This is a genomic window from Methylococcus geothermalis, from assembly GCF_012769535.1.
GTDB classification, from domain to species: domain Bacteria; phylum Pseudomonadota; class Gammaproteobacteria; order Methylococcales; family Methylococcaceae; genus Methylococcus; species Methylococcus geothermalis.
In genome coordinates, this window is the sequence record NZ_CP046565.1 from 1,110,323 (window position 1) to 1,124,026 (window position 13,704).

The window sequence follows — 13,704 nt, forward strand, 5'->3', positions numbered from 1 at the left end:
CTCTCCATCTGGCGACGCTTTTCTTTTGGATTGGCCATTGCGGAAGAGAGCCAGAGTGAGGCTTAGAAATACCCTTCCTTCTTCTTTTCTTCCATGGACCCGGCCTGGTCGTGGTCGATGAGCCGGCCCTGGCGCTCGGAGGTCTTGGTCAGCAGCATTTCCTGGATGATCTCGGGCAGGGTGGTGGCGTCGGATTCGATGGCGCCGGTGAGGGGATAGCAGCCCAGGGTGCGAAACCGCACTTTCTTCAGCATCGGCACCTCGCCCGGTTCCAGCGGCATGCGCTCATCATCCACCATGATGAGCATGCCGTCGCGCTCAACCACCGGCCGCTCGGCAGCGAAATACAGCGGGACGATGGGGATGTGCTCCAGGTAGATGTACTGCCAGACGTCGAACTCGCTCACCACTTCGCGGATGATATGGATGCTCTCGGATTCCAGGTGCTTTAGGTGGGTCAGCCTGCGCTCGCGCGGCGGCCGAACGAGGGAGGCGTTGAGCGGCTTTCCCGGAACGGAATATTCGCGGAAAGCCGCCGAACGGAGTTGAGCGCTACGAGCCATATGTGACGTATACCTTAGGTTTCGGGTATGGATCAAGCGATGGCACGATCGGGTTCACGTTCCCCGGATTCCAGCCGTTCGTAATAGCCGCCTTTGACCAGGTCGGCGCCGACGATCCGTGCCAGCGCGGCGTCGGCCTCGTTTTCGACGCCTTCCAGCAGGAACTGGGTATCCAGCCCCCGCATCACCGCGGGCAGGCTCTGGCTCCTTTTCGCCCATTCCGGCCGCGTTTTCAAGCGTGCGAAGAAGGCGGTGTCGAGCCGCACGAAATCCGGCGCGAAGCGGTAAAGGAACTCGATGCAGTAGCGCTCGAGGAAGGCGTGGTCGGAGTGCTCGTCGAACTTGATGGCCGTGCCGTAGCCGTGATCGCGGTAGCTCTTCAAGCCTTCCAGCAGGCGGACGAACTGGCGGTCGTAGACCGGCGTCACCTGAACGGTGATGACCACCCGGCGCGGCGATAACCCGCAGCGGAAGATCACGTCTTCGAAATAGGCGCCGTGGTTGCGTTTCACACCCAGGATATGGCGCGGGTGGACATGCAGGAACAGGCTGCCGTCGTCATGGGCGATGGGCAGGAAATTCAGCATGTGAATGGTGCGGCAGAGCCGGTCCAGGTTGACTACCGGCGGACCGTCCTCGGCGAGGGCGTAGACCTGTTCGGTGGTGTCGCCGGATGCGGCGGTTTGGGAGGCCTTGAGTGATGCATCGTAGCCGACGACCATGGAAGGCGCGTGGGCCAACCGGATGGGGTGCAGTTCCGTGCTCAGCCGGGCGTCGCCAAAGCGTCCTTCGACGCGGTCGCCGTGGAGTTCCAGAGGGTTTTCGGAGAGCAGCTGCTCTTCCCTAAGCTTTTGGTTGAAGCAATTGACGAGTTCGAAAAGTGGCATGGTCGGTGTCCTCGATAGGCTGATTCTGTCCGGTGTCCGGCGGTTCGTATCGTTCCGATTGGGGAAACCGCATTCGAGGCGCGAACGCGGGATTCATCTGGAGCTGACATCGGTTGGCGCGGTGCATCGTGTTGACTCTGGTCCGGGGTTGAATGAGCGGTGGAAGAAAAGTGCGCTCCGATGACGGGGTGTCGAACTCCGGAGCGCCCAGTACCACTGCTGTCACTTGCTGCTATAAATCTGGTCGAAGACGCCGCCGTCGGCGAAGTGGGTCTTCTGCGCCTTGTCCCAGCCGCCGAAGACTTCATCGATGGTGAACAACTGGATCGGGGCGAAGTCCTTGGCATGTTTGGCCAGTACCGCCTGATCGCGCGGGCGGTAATGGTGCTTCGCCGCCAGTTCCTGGCCTTCCGGGCTGTACAAATACTCCAGGTAAGCCTTGGCGACGTCACCGGTGCCGCGCTGGCGGGCGATATCATCGACCACCGTGACCGTGGGTTCGGCCAGGATGCTGATGGAAGGTGCGACGAGCTCGAAGTTGTCGGCGCCGTATTCCTTCAGGATGAGGTAAGCCTCGTTTTCCCAGGTGATCAGCACGTCGCCGATTTCACGCTCGGCGAAGGTGATGGTCGAGCCGCGGGCGCCGGTGTCGAGCACGGCGGCATTCTTGTAGATCTTCCCGACCAGGTCCCGTGCCGCCTGCTCGTTGCCGTATTTCTTCAGGGCGTAGCCCCAGGCCGCCAGGTAGTTCCAGCGCGCGCCGCCCGAGGTCTTCGGGTTGGGCGTGACCACCGACACGCCGGTCTTGCCCAGATCGTCCCAGTCCTTGATGCCCAGCGGGTTGCCCTTGCGCACCAGGAATATCATGGTGGAGGTGTAGGGCGCGCTGTTGTGCGGCAGCTTGGACTGCCAGTCCGACGAGATCAGCTTGCGCTTCTCGTGGAGCTGGTGCACGTCGTAGGCCAGGGCCAGGGTGACGACGTCGGCGTCCAGGCCGTCGATCACCGCGCGGGCCTGTTTGCCCGAGCCGCCGTGGGACTGGCGAATCTCGAGCGTCTGGCCGGTTTTTTCCTTCCAGTGCTTGGCGAAGGCGGCGTTGTATTCCTGGTAGAACTCGCGGGTCGGGTCGTACGACACGTTGAGCAGGGTGAGGTCCGCGGCTTGGGCGGCGCCGAGGCCGAGCAGGGCCGCGATGGAGAACAGGGAGGCGATGGCGCCACCCCGGATCGATAATGTCATGATTTGCTCCGTTCGTTGGGTCGGTAAAACGTGCAGGTCCGTGTTGTTTGGGTTGCTGCTATCGGTTTAAAAGGAAACCTGTACCCGAGTGATGAAGGCTTTCTCCGTTTCGCGGTCGACGACCTCATGGGTCAGCTTGCCGGCGCTGTCGTAAACGCCACCCCCACCCTGGAAGGAGGTCTGCGAGTAGTCGGCCATGAGCTTCACGTTCTGATTCAGCCACCAGTTCACGCCCAGCGACCAGTTCGTCGCGTTCCGCACGGCCTGGCGTGGATCGGCATAGGCATATACCGGAGTCTTAGAACCCGCTTTCGCGATGTTTTGGAAGACGTTGTCGCTGAAGCTGATATCGGTCCAGCGCGCCGCGACCTGGAACGCACCCCAATTCCCTTCGAAGGGGTTGAAGGCGTGCCGTGGCCGGATGCCCTGGCCTTGGAACACATTGTCTTCCCCGGTCAGTACATAGGACGCGGTGACGTTCCAGGCGTAATCGTTTTCGATGATCTGGTTGGCGTTCTTGGTTCGTGGGCCTATCTGCCCGCTGGTCGTGGTCTGGTTGGCGACGCCTTGCTGAGAAACCGCATATTCGCCGATCAGGCCGAACGGACCCCAGTTCCAGTACATCTGCGGATAGACCCGGTATTGGGTGCCGTCGATGCGGGCGGCGGACACGTATCTGAACATGGTCTGCTGGCCTGGGGTGGCATAGGTCGGTGTTGAAGCGTCGTTCGGATGGCCCCAGGAGCCGGCGATGCCAACGCCCAAGCCTTCCACCGCCTCGTATCCGCTGCCTTGGAACGGGTGCGCGAAGATGCGGGCCTCCACCTGTTTGGCGTCGTTGTTCGCGCTGTCGATATTGCCGTTGTTGACCGTGCCGTCGAACACGCCGACTTGGTAGGCGAAGAATTCCGGGAATTGGTACAGGTTGGAGCTGCGTGCGGTTTCGGGACCGCCCGGGCGGTCGAATTCGCCGTGCAGCATGAAGCCGATGTCGCGGTTGGGCGCGAGCTGGGTCGGAAAGCCGCGCTCGGTGAACGTCAATGCCGAGGCGCTCTGCAGACGTTCGAGGCTGACCGGCGCCTTGAACTTGCCCGCGGCCAGGCTCGCCGAGCGGAAATAGCGCAGGTCCGTGTAGGCATCGAACAATCGAGTATTGCCCATGGCGAAATCCGGCATGATGCGCCAGTCCACATACTTCCACACGGTGCCGGTGAAAGTGGGACGGACCCGGCGCAGGTAGAAATTGTTGTTGAGATCGTCGCCGTTGGTATTGGCCGGATTGCCATTGTTGTCGTCGATAAAAAAGTCGCTGTCCTGCTGGATGGTGCCGCGTACCGACAGGCTGAAATCGCCATCCTGGCTTTCCACCTTCAAGCCTTGACCGCCGACTTCGACTTTGGGCAGCTTGGCCCATTTGCCGTCGGACACTTCCTTGTCCACTTCCAGCTTGCGCTCGATGAGCTTTACCTTCTGGTCGATTTTCTTGATGTCGGGGGCAGGGGCCGCGGCGGTCGTCTGTTTGGCCGTGGCCGCTTCCAGCGCATTCAAGGCCTTTTCCAGCTTCGATTCCAAGTCGTGGACACGCGCCTCCAGCACGTCCACGCGGTCGTGGTGGGTTTTGGCGTTCAGGGTAGGGGCGCTCAGGCCGGTCAAAATCGTCACCGCAAGCCTCAGGGCTTTTTTCTTGGACATGGGAAGTCTCTCCATTCGTCGGTTCGGAGAACTTCCGGTGTACCGGTCAGTTCCTTAGCGAATTCATGTTTTGGTTATACTGATGCGCCTCCGGAGGGCCGGTCGGCATCGCGATCGGTCGATCGCCGGTGGTTCGTTCAGCTTGCGGCTTGGGGACGGAATTTCTCCCGCCTTTCGATTTGCACGATGCGTCCTTCATGCACGGTGATCTCGACGGAGCCGAAGCGGATGCCGGTCAGCGCCTCGATGATCCGCGCGGCCTGAATCTCCGGCGTTGCCGACGCCAATTCGGATGGCGGTGTTTTCTGCGAATGCTGCGTCATGGTGGATCCCCCCGTTGCTTGTGCAGGCGCAAACGCTCGTTGCTCAGTTGGCACAAGTGTACGCATGCGAAACTATGACGAGAAAGAATAAAAAGAAATAGACATATATCCGTAAGTTTTTTGATCGCGACTCCTGTTTCCCGATTCCCGTTTGATTCGTCCTTCAATGCCTTTCTTGCTCTCGATCGCCGGTTTCTCAGGTGTTTTCGCCCTGGCTTTTGGTCTCACCGGCGTAGTCCGGCGCTACGCGCAACGGCGCTTGCTGGATATTCCGAATGCCCGCAGTTCTCATCGGCTGCCGACGCCGCGCGGCGGCGGCCTTGCCATCGTGGTGGCGTTCTTGGCAGGGGATGTGTACTGGCGCTGCGTCGTCGGCGAGCCCGTCGCCGGCTTCGCCATCCTGGCCGGTGGGGTGCTGGTCGCGGCGGTGGGGTTCTGGGACGACCACGGCCATCTGCCGGCGCGCTGGCGCTTGCTGGCGCATCTGGCCGCGGCAGCCTTGGCTGTGATGACCATGCCGGGAGATATGCCCTTAAGGTTGGGTTTCGTATCGTTCGGTTCCGGCGGATTCGCCGACTTCGTCGGCGTGCTGGTCATCGCCTGGATGCTGAACTTGTTCAATTTCATGGACGGCATCGATGGATTGGCCGGCCTGGAAGTCGTCTGCGTTGCGGCCGGTGCCTCCTTCCTGCTTTTGCTATCATTGCCGCTCGGCATTTTTCCGCCTCTCGCGCCCGGGTTGCTTGCGGTCGCAGCGCTGGGCTTTTTGATATGGAATTGGCCCCCGGCGAAGATTTTCATGGGCGATGTCGGCAGCGGCTTCGTGGGCTACCTGCTGGGCTGCGAGGCGATCGCGACGGCCAAGGCCGGGACGCTGAGCCTCACGGTCTGGTTGATTCTGGCCGGGGTATTCGTGGTGGATGCGAGCTTCACCTTGGCCCGCCGCATGGCCGGCGGCGAACGCTGGTACCAGGCGCATCGCTCGCACGCTTATCAGCACGCGGCGCGGCTACTCGGCGGTCACGCGCCGGTCGATCATCGCGTTCTGGCGCTCAACCTGCTATGGCTTTTGCCTCTGGCCGGCCTTGCGGCCTGGAAACCGGCCTGGGAGCTGCCTTTACTGATACTGGCTTACCTGCCGCTGCTCTACTTGGCGATCCGCCTGCGAGCCGGCCAACCCGAGCTTTAGTCCGTGATTCGAGCACACCTCGACAAACTGCGTTCGCGCACCGTCATTTTCCTGCACGATCTGCTGATGGTGCCGTTGGCATGGTTCGGCGCCTATTGGCTGCGCTTCAATCTGTCGGAAGTGCCGGAGCCGCACCTCAGCGTCGCGATCAAATGGCTGCCGCTGGTGGTGGTGATCCAGGGCGTGGTGTTCCGGCTGTTCGGCCTGTACCGGGGCATCTGGCGCTTCGCCTCCATGCCCGATCTCCTGCGGATCGCCAAGGCCTCGGCCAGCGGCATCATCCTGATCGTCGCGGTTTTGTTCTTCCTCGACCGGCTGGACGCCGTGCCGCGCTCGGTCATCCCGCTCTACACGCTGTTGCTGGTGCTGTTTCTGTCGACCCCACGCGCCTTGTACCGGATGTGGAAGGACCGCTCGGTGCATCTGATGAACGGGCGGCGGGCGTTGATCGTCGGCGCCGGCAAAGCCGGCGAAACCCTGGTGAGGGACCTGCTGCGCAGCGCCGAATCGGCTTTCGCACCGGTGGCTTTCGTCGACGACGATCCTCATAAGCGCGGCTGGGAAATTCACGGCGTGCGTGTGCGCGGCGCCTGCGACCGCATCCCCTCGCTGGTCGAAAAGCTGGACATCGAGGCCATCCTGATCGCGATGCCTTCGGCCGGCGACCGGGAAATGCGCCGCATCGTGGAAATCTGCGAGACCACCGGCCTGCCGTTCCTGACCCTGCCGTCGGTGCGGGACATGTGGAGCGGGCGCCTGTCCGATGCCTTGCGGGACGTTTCCATCGAGGACCTGTTGGGCCGGGCGCCGGTGCGGCTGGATTCCGCCGAATTGGCCGGCTACCTCGACGGCAAGTGCATCATGGTGACGGGTGGAGGTGGATCCATCGGATCGGAGCTGTGCAAGCAGATCGCGCGATTTTCACTGGGGCGTCTCGTCGTCTTCGAGCGCAGCGAATTCAACCTTTATCGCATCGAGCTCGAACTGCGGCGATCCTTCCCCGAGATGGAGATTCACGCCGTCCTGGGCGATGTCACCGACGCCGTCGCGATCAGGCGGGCGATCGATGTTCACGCGCCGGCAGTCATCTTCCATGCCGCGGCCTACAAGCATGTCCCCTTGCTGCAGCAGCAGGTCCGGGAAGCCGCCTTCAACAACGTGATCGGCACCCGCACGGTGGCGGAAGCCGCGGTCGAGCGCGGGGTCGGCGAGTTCGTGCTGATCTCCACGGACAAGGCCGTCAATCCGACCAACGTGATGGGCGCCACCAAGCGCGCCGCCGAGTTGGTGGTTCAGAGCTACAACGGCGAGGCGGCGACACGGTTCATCACTGTGCGTTTCGGCAACGTGCTCGGCTCCGCCGGCAGCGTCGTGCCGCTGTTCCGCGAACAGATCCGCAACGGTGGACCGGTCACCGTGACGCATCCGGAAGTCACCCGGTTTTTCATGACCATTCCCGAAGCCTGCCAGCTCATCATGAAGGCGGCGGCGACCGGGCAGGGCGGGGAAGTGTTCGTGCTGGACATGGGGGAGCCCATCCGCATCGGCTATCTGGCCGAACAGATGATCCGCCTCAGCGGCAAGCGCCCTGGCGAAGATATTGCCATCGAATATATTGGTCTGCGGCCCGGTGAGAAAATGCACGAGGAACTGTTTCTGGGTACGGAGCAGCTCCAGCCGACGGGCTACGCCAAGCTGATGCTGGCCCAGGCCACCTTCTGCGACCGCTCCGTCGTAGCGGCCCGGATCGCCGCCATGGACGCCGCCTGCCGCAGTTTCGACCAGGAAGCCGTCCGCCAGGAATTGTGCCAACTGGTACCGGAGTACCGCGAGACGGGGACGGAAAACTGAAATCCGCTTGTGTTTCACTGTCCATTTCAGTATGATCCCCGCTTTGAATTGGGACGCCAGAACGGAGCGTACAAGAATGAAAACCTTTAGCGCAAAACCGGCTGAGGTCAAACGCGACTGGTATGTCGTCGATGCCGAAGGCAAGACGCTCGGCCGTCTGAGCACGGAAATCGCGCGCCGCCTGCGGGGCAAGCACAAGCCTGAATATACGCCGCATGTCGATACCGGCGACTACATCGTCGTCGTCAATGCGGAAAAAGTGCGCGTGACCGGCAACAAGGAACAGGATAAGATTTACTACAAGCACACCGGCTACATCGGCAACATGAAGTCGATCAGCCTGGGCAAGCTGCGTGATCGCCGTCCCGAACTCATCATCGAGACCGCGGTGAAGGGGATGCTGCCGAAGAACCCTCTGGGCCGGGCCATGTTCCGCAAGCTCAAGGTCTACGCGGGGCCGAGCCATCAGCATCAGGCGCAGCAACCGAAACCTCTCGAAATCTAACGAATTAGTCAGGCACATGGCACAGACGCAGTACTACGGCACGGGCCGCCGCAAGAGCGCGATCGCCCGCGTCTACACCCGGACCGGCACCGGCCAGATCCGCATCAACGACAAATCGCTGGAAGAATACTTCGGCCGTAAGACCGACCGCATGATCGTCATGCAGCCGCTGGAAGCGGTCGAAATGACGGACAAGCTTGATGTCAACGTCAAAGTCGTCGGCGGTGGACCTTCCGGTCAGGCGGGCGCCATCCGTCATGGCCTGTCACGCGCACTCATCGAGCTGGACGAAACCATGCGTCCGGTACTGCGCAAAGCCGGCTACGTGACCCGCGACGCTCGTGAGGTCGAACGTAAGAAGGTTGGCCTCCATAAGGCGCGCCGTCGTCCGCAGTACTCCAAGCGTTAACCGAGTTCTGTTGGGGGATCGTCTAGCGGTAGGACAGCGGACTCTGACTCCGCCAACCGTGGTTCGAATCCACGTCCCCCAGCCAATAAAATCAAGGCCTCCAGCGATGGGGGCCTTTTTCGTTTGCGGTCGTGGCACACTGGCGGCACCGTTGACCGCAATGGCGGTGAGTGCTCGTGGGGACTTCCCTTTCATGGTGCACGAGGATACGGTGACGGCGGTGGTGTTCCGCGAATTCCTCGAGCGGCTGATGGCGGGAGCCAAGCCACCCATTGTCCTGGTCATCGATGGCCATCCGATCCCTGATGCCAAGCGGGTCAAGGAATACGTCGACCAACAGCGGGGGAAATTCAAACTGATCGACCTGCCGCCTCATTCGCCGAGGCTGGATCCAGACGAACAGGAGTGAGGCGCCGCCAAATAGCGCGTGGTCAAACAACCGCCGGCGAACAAGGAGGAATTGAAACGATGCCTCGCCGCAGTATTGCGACGGCTCCGGAAGCTACCGAAGATCGTCGGCGGATTCTTCCGGCACGCAGCATGCCGTTATGCCGAAGCATGACGATCTTTTTTTGACGTTTGGTAAGTTAATTCTTGGGGTTTTTATGTTGCTCTTTCTTTCTAAGAAAATATTGATACTTGCCTTTGTCATTGTCGGCCTTGCTGGTGGATGTGCCCAGCACGTCGATGTCTCTTATAAGCCGGCCAACCTATCGAAAGGAACAGGCGAGCTTTACGTCAAGACCTTTGAATATCTTCCTGCTGCGGTGGGTGATGTCGGGCCCGATGAGGCTCAGCAGGATAAGTCTGGCATGGCATACACCTATTTGTCAGAAAATGTTGATGCGCTGTTCACGAATGCTGTGAAGAAGGATCTTGCTTTTTCCGGCTATATGGTATCGGACGGCAGCCCTCATAGCGTGTCTGGTGAAATCCGCCGCTTCAGCTTCGATTGGGTCGGCATGACCGGGATGAGGTTCGAAATCGCTGTTTCTTTCGTGGTTACGAAAAATGGAAAGGTCGTTTACTCGAACGTCGTTGAATCGACTCAGGAAGCACGCAAGGAGGGCTCCAAGTTGGAGGATCCCTCGAAACTGATTGGCCTCGCGATGGCCGATTGTATCGGACGATTCATAAGAGATGCCCAGAAGAAAGGTGCGCTCTAACTGGGGAAAAATCCGGGCGATTGTCGTAGCCGCCTTGTATCTTGTCATTGCCGCCGCCATGCGAGCCTTCGGTCATCGCTGAGGGAGTGCCGAGCGCCCAGGCCGTGAGGTGTCCTGACCGCTTAGCTATTTCCCTGCAAGACTTCACCGAGGGCATTTCAAGGAACCGAATGCACCGATTCGTGGTCAAATTGATGCGCCTATCCGCCGGTACCCTGCAAGGAGAGGATTCAGTCCCTTCGCCGCAGTGCCTTACGAAGGGAACTGTGGTATTTCTCGTCGAATCGGCGACGGGCTTGGTTCCGCATAAAAAGCCGAGGCAACCGGCTTCCACATTCATCGAGGTCGCCCGCCATGTTCGAAAATTTCTTCGCTCAGTTCAACGCTTATCTCGTGGGGCATCCTGCATTTCTGGCCAAACTGAAGTTTCTGTTCTGGTTGAAATATTGGATTCTGACCTTGTTGATGGCGATTTTCGTCTATCTTCTTTATAAGGAGCGGGGTGTCGATGGCGGCCCGCCTGGCCGGAAGCCCGATGCTTTGCAGGGTTATGAATCCTTCGAAGCCTGACGGCAGGGTCGGCCGGAGCGCGAAGGATCGGTAGGGTGCTCTTGATGCTGAGTTGACCGGTGGGCAAGTTTATGCTGCTTGCCCTTACTATTCCGATTGAAAGGCGAGTTTCCGCTTCCTCCGGCAATCCCTCCCGAAGCGGGTCCCGTTTTTGAACGTAAAGAACGAGGAGGATCGACCATGTTTGCGAAATCTTTTCTGCTACCGGCCGCCCTGCTGGGCGCATCCCAAGCTGCTTTGGCCACCCCTAATATGTACTGGGACCACATGCAGTCCGCTCTGAGCCAGGCCGAATGCGTAAGCCGTGGTGAGTCGCTCATGACCGCGCAGACGACCGGCAAGATCAGTAAGGATGCCGATTCGGTGCGCTCCTGGAACGATAAGACTCTGGCGGTGATCGAGTGCATTCGCATGGGTGATCACATGACCGTGATGGTGTTGGTGGGCAGCGACGATGCGGCCGCCGGAAGCAAATTGCTCGACAGCTTGAAAAAAGGCATGCAATAACCCTTCTCATCGCGGGGCGGTCGCGCCACCGCTCCGGCCCGACATTTAATTTACAGCGGGCCAGGTCGGGAGCGGTGGACTCCGTTACCCGGAATCCCGTGGTTCAGGCCCCGAACCCGCCGGCCGGCTCCGTGAGGCCGGTCTCGGCCAGGCATGTCCGTGCACGGCACAGCCGTAGCGTCGCTCCAGCCGGTGTCCTTGCCGCGAGTCGTGCAATGCCGCCTGAGCATCGCGAGCGGGATGAGGTGAGATGCCGCTTGACGTGGCGCCTTCGACCTCATAGCTTCTCTGCCGCAGGTGCCGGCGACGGCTCTTGCGGATATCGAAAGCAGAGGATAGGTGCCGGCGTCTTATACGTCTGCGCTTGTGTTGTGCTCATAAAAACTAGAACGCATTGGCTGAGGCTGAAAATGAAAAAGTGTGAAACCTGTGATCCATCGGGGGCGGAAACGAGCTGCGTCGTTATTGGAAAGCACCATAAGGACATTTCGTATACGAAGCGTGTCCTGGGGGTATTGCTGATTTATGTGCCCATCCTGACGCTGCCTTTCGTGTTATTTAGCGCCTATGTCAGTTATTTCCATCTGAAGCTGATGGGGGCTGAAAAAGTCAAGACGCTGAAGGATTATCTTCCGGATCGTAATAGTTATAGATATAACTATTCAAGCCAGATTGTAATGCAGCCTGGTTATAGGCTCAGTCCTACGCAGTCAAAGCTATTCTGGATACTCAATTGTACATGGTATTGTCCATTCAGCGTGGGGTTGTTCGAATGGCACGCGTATCTCGTGAAGCTGGTGGAGAACTGGTGGTGCCCGTTCCATCATGAAAGAAAGGAGTCGCATTATCGGGAAGGCGCGATTGATCGCTCGTTCTGGCATATCTTCCCTGAAGATATCGTGAAACTCGACCCGCAAGACCGCGATAATCCGATCTGGAACGAAGACGCCAAAGGCGCGCCGGATCATTGATGCCTGACGACTGACGCGTCGAGCGTGGGGGTTAAGCGGCGGCGACCCGCGGATGAAGGGGTCCGCCGGCCGCCGCCAACTGGTTTCCATGACATGAAACTTGGGATTTCATATGACCGGGGAACCACCGCCGGCCACGGTTCCCAACATAACATAGTTCTGCTTCCCAAGCATATCCATGAGGTAAGTGTCTTGTCACACACTCCGCATCGAGCGGCTAACTATACAAGACTCAATGCGGTTGACATTATGCATCGGCGCTGCCGCAATGCTTTCATCACCCTGTTTCAGGGTCAGTTCGCCGAAGGATTTGTAATTTTGGGATTTTGCGAAGCAGGAATCGGACGGTCGGCCCTGCCGCGGCCAGACCGCCGGCGGGTGGCCTCGTCCAGTCGCAGGCACAGCAGGAATGCCAGAATCGCGACGTACAAGGCCGGCCCCGATGTGTCCCGTTTTACCAACCAGAAATAATGGAATACGCCGGCCGCTGCGGCGACATATGCCCACCGGTGTAGCCGACGCCAGTTGCCGCGGCCGAGACGCTGGGCCATGGCTTGGCTGGACGTGGCAGCCAAGGGAATCAATATCAGAAAGCTCCCCATGCCGGCGGCAATGTGCGGGCGACGGACAAGGTCCCGCCAGATTTCGCCTCCATCGAAAAGCTGATCGAACACCAGATAAGTCAAGGCATGCAGGCAGGCGTAGAAGAAAGCGAGCAGGGCGGCCGTACGGCGCAGGCGAATAAGCCAAGGTCCGCCAAGGAGTCTGCTCAGCGGCGTGATGGCGAGGGTGGCCAGCAGTAGCCTCAGTGCCCAAAGGCCGCTGCTGTGGGAAATGGTCTCCACGGGATTTGCGCCAAGGCCATGGTTGAAGGCGCCCAGCGTCAGATGGAGGAACGGTGCGACGCCTGCGAGGATGAGTCCTTGGTTCAGTAACCGGATCGCGGGTTCGGACGGGTTCTTCATGAGGGGAGAGGCGTTTCGTCTGGAAAAAGGTGGCGGGGAGGGGTGTCTTGCGTGCCCGGCAAGTTCCGGCGGTGGCTGAGGGATGTCGCATGGTTGAGTACGGCGCTCGGTTATTTTCTGTCGGCTTTCTTCATTTTGCAAAACGGCTCCCTCGTTCCCCGAAGGCGGGAACCCTTTACCCCGGATAGGTTTTCCGAGGGCGTCTGGCTACAATGCCGGGGCGCGCCGCCAACGGAAGGGCCGGCTCGGGTCGGAACTTGCGGGCGAGGGGTGCGCGATTCCCCACATTACCCATTCAACAAGGAACATCAAATGTACACTGCACGATACCTGTTCGCCGGCCTGCTGCTGGCGGCGTTCATGACGCAGCCCGCTTGCGCGGCGAAGAAGGCCGAAACCAAGGCAAGCCCGCCCCCCGAGCAGACCCAGGCCGATGACCTCGTGGCGACTTTCAAGACCGGCTGCAAGGCCGAGCTGGACAAATTCTGCAAGGATGTCATGCCCGGCGACGGCCGTCAGCTGGCTTGCCTCTATGCCTATCAGGACAAGCTTTCGACGCGCTGCGAGTACGCCATTTATGATGCGGCCGCCCAGCTCCAGCGCGAAGTCAATGCCTTGAGCTACGTTGCGGCGGAATGCGACGACGATCTGGAGAAGTACTGCGCCAACGTCGAGCCCGGCGAGGGGCGGCTGTTGGCCTGCCTGGAAAAGAACGAAGCCAAGGTCAGCTCGCGATGCGAGCAGGCGATCGAGGACACTGGGCTGAACAAGGTCAAATAACCGGTTGATCCGGCCTGTATCGGCGCAGAGGCATCCGCCGCGCCGATACGGGATTCGCCGGGAAACTACGACGCTGGTGTCTCGATT

At 60.2% G+C, this 13,704-nt stretch carries 15 protein-coding genes, 1 tRNA gene and 1 pseudogene; 11 read left to right on the plus strand and 6 right to left on the minus strand.

Going from position 1 to position 13,704, the window contains the following annotated elements; translation table 11 throughout:
* Positions 1-62: 62 nt before the first annotated feature.
* The 5 genes and pseudogenes from GNH96_RS05375 to GNH96_RS05395 form a co-directional block, all read right to left on the minus strand.
* Positions 63-404 (minus strand): annotated as a pseudogene (locus GNH96_RS05375) (phosphoadenosine phosphosulfate reductase domain-containing protein); the annotation flags it as partial.
* Positions 405-595: 191 nt separating this feature from the next.
* Positions 596-1,450, minus strand: coding sequence for an EAL domain-containing protein (locus GNH96_RS05380; RefSeq protein ID WP_169602727.1), 855 nt, complete (start codon positions 1,448-1,450; stop codon positions 596-598).
* A gap of 222 nt (positions 1,451-1,672) precedes the next feature.
* Complete coding sequence (locus GNH96_RS05385; RefSeq protein ID WP_169602728.1) at positions 1,673-2,689, minus strand: sulfate ABC transporter substrate-binding protein; 1,017 nt, start codon at positions 2,687-2,689, stop codon at positions 1,673-1,675.
* 66 nt (positions 2,690-2,755) lie between these two features.
* Positions 2,756-4,381 carry an OprO/OprP family phosphate-selective porin gene (locus tag GNH96_RS05390; RefSeq protein ID WP_169602729.1) on the minus strand — a complete coding sequence of 542 codons (1,626 nt, stop codon included), beginning with the start codon at positions 4,379-4,381 and terminating at the stop codon, positions 2,756-2,758.
* 137 nt (positions 4,382-4,518) lie between these two features.
* Positions 4,519-4,704 (minus strand): YezD family protein, encoded by a 186-nt coding sequence (locus GNH96_RS05395; RefSeq protein WP_169602730.1) that lies wholly within the window; start codon positions 4,702-4,704, stop codon positions 4,519-4,521.
* A 166-nt stretch (positions 4,705-4,870) separates the two neighbouring features.
* Between GNH96_RS05395 and GNH96_RS05400 the strand changes: the two genes are divergently transcribed.
* From GNH96_RS05400 to GNH96_RS05445, 10 genes are all read left to right on the plus strand, one after another.
* Positions 4,871-5,893 carry an MraY family glycosyltransferase gene (locus tag GNH96_RS05400; RefSeq protein WP_169602731.1) on the plus strand — a complete coding sequence of 341 codons (1,023 nt, stop codon included), beginning with the start codon at positions 4,871-4,873 and terminating at the stop codon, positions 5,891-5,893.
* A 3-nt stretch (positions 5,894-5,896) separates the two neighbouring features.
* The gene (locus GNH96_RS05405) at positions 5,897-7,744 is read left to right on the plus strand and encodes a polysaccharide biosynthesis protein (protein WP_169602732.1); all 1,848 of its coding nucleotides are present in this window, start codon (positions 5,897-5,899) and stop codon (positions 7,742-7,744) included.
* A 76-nt stretch (positions 7,745-7,820) separates the two neighbouring features.
* Positions 7,821-8,249, plus strand: coding sequence for a 50S ribosomal protein L13 (rplM, locus tag GNH96_RS05410; protein WP_010960215.1), 429 nt, complete (start codon positions 7,821-7,823; stop codon positions 8,247-8,249).
* Between the two features lie 16 nt (positions 8,250-8,265).
* Positions 8,266-8,658, plus strand: coding sequence for a 30S ribosomal protein S9 (rpsI, locus tag GNH96_RS05415; protein WP_169602733.1), 393 nt, complete (start codon positions 8,266-8,268; stop codon positions 8,656-8,658).
* 11 nt (positions 8,659-8,669) lie between these two features.
* A tRNA-Gln gene (locus tag GNH96_RS05420) sits at positions 8,670-8,743 on the plus strand.
* Between the two features lie 81 nt (positions 8,744-8,824).
* Positions 8,825-9,067 (plus strand): transposase, encoded by a 243-nt coding sequence (locus GNH96_RS05425; RefSeq protein WP_169602734.1) that lies wholly within the window; start codon positions 8,825-8,827, stop codon positions 9,065-9,067.
* A gap of 139 nt (positions 9,068-9,206) precedes the next feature.
* Entirely contained in the window at positions 9,207-9,824 is a 618-nt protein-coding gene (locus GNH96_RS05430) for a hypothetical protein (RefSeq protein ID WP_228720030.1), read from the plus strand.
* Positions 9,825-10,178: 354 nt separating this feature from the next.
* On the plus strand, positions 10,179-10,394 hold the full coding sequence (locus tag GNH96_RS05435; protein WP_169602735.1) for a hypothetical protein: 216 nt from the start codon (positions 10,179-10,181) through the stop codon (positions 10,392-10,394).
* Between the two features lie 180 nt (positions 10,395-10,574).
* Positions 10,575-10,901, plus strand: a complete 327-nt coding sequence (locus GNH96_RS05440) for a hypothetical protein (RefSeq protein WP_169602736.1) — start codon at positions 10,575-10,577, stop codon at positions 10,899-10,901.
* 410 nt (positions 10,902-11,311) lie between these two features.
* Positions 11,312-11,872, plus strand: a complete 561-nt coding sequence (locus GNH96_RS05445) for a hypothetical protein (RefSeq protein WP_188114793.1) — start codon at positions 11,312-11,314, stop codon at positions 11,870-11,872.
* 293 nt (positions 11,873-12,165) lie between these two features.
* Here GNH96_RS05445 and GNH96_RS05450 read toward each other — a convergent pair whose 3' ends face one another.
* Positions 12,166-12,837, minus strand: coding sequence for a protein-methionine-sulfoxide reductase heme-binding subunit MsrQ (locus GNH96_RS05450; RefSeq protein ID WP_169602737.1), 672 nt, complete (start codon positions 12,835-12,837; stop codon positions 12,166-12,168).
* Between the two features lie 312 nt (positions 12,838-13,149).
* Between GNH96_RS05450 and GNH96_RS05455 the strand changes: the two genes are divergently transcribed.
* A complete protein-coding gene (locus GNH96_RS05455) occupies positions 13,150-13,617 on the plus strand; it encodes a cysteine rich repeat-containing protein (protein WP_169602738.1) in 468 nt (155 codons plus the stop codon).
* The last annotated feature ends 87 nt before the right edge of the window (positions 13,618-13,704 follow it).

What these genes read in the sequence shown, in the direction of transcription:
- GNH96_RS05380 (WP_169602727.1), bottom strand. Translation starts at nt 1,450, where the DNA reads ATGCCACTTTTCGAACTCGTCAATTGCTTCAACCAAAAGCTTAGGGAA.
- GNH96_RS05385 (WP_169602728.1), bottom strand. Translation starts at nt 2,689, where the DNA reads ATGACATTATCGATCCGGGGTGGCGCCATCGCCTCCCTGTTCTCCATC.
- GNH96_RS05390 (WP_169602729.1), bottom strand. Translation starts at nt 4,381, where the DNA reads ATGTCCAAGAAAAAAGCCCTGAGGCTTGCGGTGACGATTTTGACCGGC.
- GNH96_RS05395 (WP_169602730.1), bottom strand. Translation starts at nt 4,704, where the DNA reads ATGACGCAGCATTCGCAGAAAACACCGCCATCCGAATTGGCGTCGGCA.
- GNH96_RS05400 (WP_169602731.1), top strand. Translation starts at nt 4,871, where the DNA reads ATGCCTTTCTTGCTCTCGATCGCCGGTTTCTCAGGTGTTTTCGCCCTG.
- rplM (WP_010960215.1), top strand. Translation starts at nt 7,821, where the DNA reads ATGAAAACCTTTAGCGCAAAACCGGCTGAGGTCAAACGCGACTGGTAT.
- rpsI (WP_169602733.1), top strand. Translation starts at nt 8,266, where the DNA reads ATGGCACAGACGCAGTACTACGGCACGGGCCGCCGCAAGAGCGCGATC.
- GNH96_RS05430 (WP_228720030.1), top strand. Translation starts at nt 9,207, where the DNA reads ATGCCGAAGCATGACGATCTTTTTTTGACGTTTGGTAAGTTAATTCTT.
- GNH96_RS05435 (WP_169602735.1), top strand. Translation starts at nt 10,179, where the DNA reads ATGTTCGAAAATTTCTTCGCTCAGTTCAACGCTTATCTCGTGGGGCAT.
- GNH96_RS05440 (WP_169602736.1), top strand. Translation starts at nt 10,575, where the DNA reads ATGTTTGCGAAATCTTTTCTGCTACCGGCCGCCCTGCTGGGCGCATCC.
- GNH96_RS05445 (WP_188114793.1), top strand. Translation starts at nt 11,312, where the DNA reads ATGAAAAAGTGTGAAACCTGTGATCCATCGGGGGCGGAAACGAGCTGC.
- GNH96_RS05450 (WP_169602737.1), bottom strand. Translation starts at nt 12,837, where the DNA reads ATGAAGAACCCGTCCGAACCCGCGATCCGGTTACTGAACCAAGGACTC.
- GNH96_RS05455 (WP_169602738.1), top strand. Translation starts at nt 13,150, where the DNA reads ATGTACACTGCACGATACCTGTTCGCCGGCCTGCTGCTGGCGGCGTTC.